This window comes from Cupriavidus sp. FW305-26, from assembly GCF_058787975.1.
Genome location: NZ_JBYTAH010000147.1, coordinates 1 through 3,581 on the forward strand (window position 1 = coordinate 1; position 3,581 = coordinate 3,581).

Consider the following 3,581-nt stretch of genomic DNA (forward strand, 5'->3'; position numbering starts at 1 on the left):
GGCGGTGGCGGTGGCCGTGGCCGTGGCCGTGGCCGTGGCGGGTGCGCTGTCGGCGGCAGGTGCCGTGGCCTGTGCCAGCGCGGCGGGCGCGACGAAGGCGGTGGCCATGGTGGCGGTGAGGGACGCGGCAAGGGCCGCCAGCGGGGTCAGGCGCGGTGCGCTGGTTGGTGCGGTGTAACGATTCTTCGACATGGCGCGCGGAGTGAGGCAATGGCAATCGGCCCGGCTGGCACGGCAGCTGTCCGGCACTGCGCCGGCCGCCCGCGATGGGCGTGGCCGCGCAGCCGGAATGGGCAGGCGTTCAGCTCGGAATTGGTCAGGCCGGGTGCGCGGCGAGGGCCGCTTCCCGGATCAGGCGAGGGCGATGGCAGGCGCCGGCGGCGCGCGCGATTGGAAGGGGTGGGTGGCGGGCAGGTCGGGCCAGCGCCAGGCCAGGTTGGCCGGCTTGACCGGTTTGCCAAAGGCAAGCTGCGGCAGCGGCAGCTTGCCGCACAGGGTGTCGGCAACCGTGGCGCCATCGAACAGCACGCACGAGTGGCCGCTGAATTTCTGCGCCAGCGGGTGCGGCTCGGGGTCGTTGGCCGAGGCGGCGTCGGCCGTTGTCACGGAGGCCGACGGCGCAAGCAGGCCGCCATGCACGATGCGGTGGGTCAGCCCGGCGTGCTGCGCCAGCAGCAGGCATAGCGTCAGCCACAGCGCGGACCAGAGGCCCGGGCCATGCGCGCGCAGGCGGGCGAACCAGTCAGTGCGCATGCGGATGGCCGGCGTGGTTGCCGTGGTGGTGGTCGGGATCGCCGCAGCCGCAATCATCGCCATGGTCATGATCGTGGTCGTCGTCAAAGTCGTCGACCCAGGCGGGGAAGGGATCCGCATAGCCCGCCCAGGCTTCCGCGCCCGCGGCCATCTCGGCATCGGTCAGCAGGCAGGCGTCGAGCCGGGCCTGCAGCGCCGCATGGTCCAGGTCCAGGCCGGTCAGCACCAGTTCCTGGCGGCGGTCGCCGAAGGCTGCCGGGGCACCGTCGACCTGCATGTCGGCTTCGACTTCGGCGCGTTCGGCGCTGTCGGCCGGCCATTCGGCCGGATCCAGCGCGGCCCACCAGGCGCCGGCGCCGCCATGGCGGCAGACGCCGCCGGACTGGTTCCAGTCGCCCGCGGTGTCCATGCGGCTGGCCAGCCAGAACAGGCCCCTGGAACGCAGCACGCTGCCGTGCTCGCGCAGCCATTCGGTATGGATCAGGTCGGCGAAGCGCTGCGGGTGGAACGGGCGGCGGCGGCGGTAGACCAGCGTGGAGACGCCGCTGGCGTCGGCAGCCGGCAACTCGCCGCGCAGCGCGGCGAGCCAGCCCGGTGCGTCCGCGGCGGCTTCGAAGTCGAAGCGGCCGGTGCCTTGCACGCGCTCGGGCGCGACCTTGCCAAAGCTGGCTTCGACGATATCGGCACGCGGGTTCAGCGCCTGCAGCACGGCGTGCAGCCGCGCCAGTTCGGCCGCGCTGGCGAGGTCGGCCTTGTTCAGCACGATCACGTCGCTGCATTCGACCTGCGCCACCAGCACTTCAGCCACGGTCCGGTCATCGTCCGTGGCCGGCGCCAGCCCGCGGTCGGCCAGGAACTCGGCCTCGTTGAGGTCGCGCAGGAAGGTGGCGGCATCGATCACCGTCACCAGCGTGTCGGGTTGCACCGCCGCGTCGGGCCCGGCGCCATGCTCGGCCTCGAACAGGAAGCCTTCGGCAATCGCGAGCGGCTCGTCCAGGCCGTCGGCTTCGATCAGCAGCGAGTCAAAGCGGCGCTCGGCGGCAAGCCGGGCGGCTTCGCCGAGCAGGGCGTCGCCCACGGGCAGCAGCGTGGCCTCGCAACCGGGCGGCAGCGGCGCCAGCGCCTGCCCATGCTGCGGCCCGCAGACCAGCACGGCCAGGCGCCGGCCCGCGCTGTGCGCAAGCAGGTGGTTCAGCAGCGTGGTTTTGCCGGCGCCGGGGAAGCCGGACAGCACGGTGACGGGCAGGCGATCAGCCATGGCAGGAGAGATGGAAGTGACGAGGGACTACGCAGCCCAGGCGAGGGGCGCGTTGTTGCAACAAGGTTGCGAATTTACCAGAAAGGCCGGGGCGGCAACAGCCGGACGATTCTCAATGGTAGGCCGTGGCGACGGCACGACAAGGCGGACGCGGCCCGCCAAAGCAAACGGCCCGGGTAACCGGGCCGTCACGTTACGCCTGCCGCACCGTCCGTGCCGGCGCGCGGCGTATCAGTCGCCGAACAGCTTCTGGCGCAGTTCGCGGCGTTGCTGCGCTTCCAGCGACAGCGTGGCGGTGGGACGGGCCAGCAGGCGCGGCACGCCGATCGGCTCGCCGGTTTCCTCGCACCAGCCGTAGTCGCCGGACTCGATGCGCTGCAGCGACTGCTCCACCTTCTTCAGCAGCTTGCGTTCGCGGTCGCGCGTGCGCAGTTCCAGCGCATGCTCTTCCTCGATGGTGGCACGGTCGGCCGGATCCGGCACGATGACCGTTTCGCGCAGGTGTTCCGTGGTCTGGTCAGCGTTCTTCAGGATTTCGTCGCGCAGCTGCTCAAGACGGTGCTTGAAGAAGGCGAGCTGCGCTTCGTTCATGTATTCCTTGTCGCTCATCTTCAGGATTTCAGCTTCAGTCAGAAGTTTGTTGCTGCTCATGGTTGCTGCTGATTCTCTTGTTGATGCGGCCGGCGGCGTCCGGGTCCGCTCGGGTGCGCTGTCCGCGCGCTTGCGCGCCTCGGTTGTTTCACTCTGGCTGGCTGCAGTCTTGCTGCTTCGCGGGCCTCCCTTCGTTGCGCCCGCTTCGGCGTTCGCCGTACTGCCGCGGGGAGCGGGCGCTGCCTTCACAGGCTGCGCCTTGAGCGTCTCTGCCGCTGCAGTACCAGTCTTGCTGCGGCTTTCTTTCGTCTTCGTTGCGGCTGTCATGGGGACACCTCTCTCTCGCGTCAGTCAGTGACGGCGCGCGTCGGGGCACCCCAGGCGGAAAAAGGCGGTCTCCGCACGAAGCACTGCGACCGCACCTGCCGGCGGCCTGCCTCATGCTGACGACAACCGCCGCCCTGCAAGTCCACCAGATCCGATGGACCAAATGCCGGCAGCGGGAAAAAGGTGCGCCACCGGTATCAAATCCGGCCTATTGTACTTGAACAAATTTTTCCGAGATACGGGGAAAACCGGCTGGCGCTTCGGTATTTCCCCGGTACCCCGAACGGGGGGCGGCCGCGGAGCGGGGTTCGAGGGGGCGTCGCCGATGGGGCGACTGGCGCACTCAGGCCAGGCAGTTCTCCAGGCCCTTGAGGATGGCGTCGCGGGGCAGGTCCACGCCGATGAACACCATGCGCGTGCCCGGGGTCTCTTCCTCCCACTTGGCGCCGATGTCGCTGCCCATCAGCTGGTGGACCCCCTGGAACACCACTTTGCGGTCCACACCGTCCATATATAGTACGCCCTTGTAGCGCAGCAGTTTTTCCCCGTATACGGCCAGGATGCCGGACAGGAATTCCTCCAGCTTGCCGTAGTGGAAGGGCTTGTCGCTGCGGAAGACGAACGACGCAATGCGGTCGGTATGGTGGTGGTG

The 3,581-nt window shown here is 69.3% G+C and carries 4 protein-coding genes and 1 pseudogene; all 5 read right to left on the minus strand.

Annotated features, from left to right (window positions below):
* Nucleotides 1-192, minus strand: a pseudogene (locus tag AC3WQZ_RS35490) (hypothetical protein); the annotation flags it as partial.
* Between the two features lie 159 nt (nt 193-351).
* The gene (locus AC3WQZ_RS35495; protein ID WP_081050360.1) at nt 352-810 is read right to left on the minus strand and encodes a hypothetical protein; all 459 of its coding nucleotides are present in this window, start codon (nt 808-810) and stop codon (nt 352-354) included.
* Nucleotides 743-2,011: a GTP-binding protein gene (locus tag AC3WQZ_RS35500; RefSeq protein ID WP_058698551.1), complete on the minus strand. Its 1,269-nt coding sequence runs from the start codon at nt 2,009-2,011 to the stop codon at nt 743-745. Before AC3WQZ_RS35500 ends, AC3WQZ_RS35495 begins: the two co-directional genes overlap by 68 nt.
* A gap of 231 nt (nt 2,012-2,242) precedes the next feature.
* Nucleotides 2,243-2,662 carry an RNA polymerase-binding protein DksA gene (gene dksA / locus AC3WQZ_RS35505; RefSeq protein WP_492302142.1) on the minus strand — a complete coding sequence of 140 codons (420 nt, stop codon included), beginning with the start codon at nt 2,660-2,662 and terminating at the stop codon, nt 2,243-2,245.
* A gap of 610 nt (nt 2,663-3,272) precedes the next feature.
* On the minus strand, nt 3,273-3,581 hold a 309-nt coding region (locus AC3WQZ_RS35510; protein WP_492302144.1), incomplete at its 5' end, for a GTP-binding protein.

Bases quoted from the DNA above. Each gene is read 5' to 3' on its own strand.
- AC3WQZ_RS35495 (WP_081050360.1), bottom strand. From the start codon at position 810: ATGATTGCGGCTGCGGCGATCCCGACCACCACCACGGCAACCACGCCG.
- AC3WQZ_RS35500 (WP_058698551.1), bottom strand. From the start codon at position 2,011: ATGGCTGATCGCCTGCCCGTCACCGTGCTGTCCGGCTTCCCCGGCGCC.
- dksA (WP_492302142.1), bottom strand. From the start codon at position 2,662: ATGAGCAGCAACAAACTTCTGACTGAAGCTGAAATCCTGAAGATGAGC.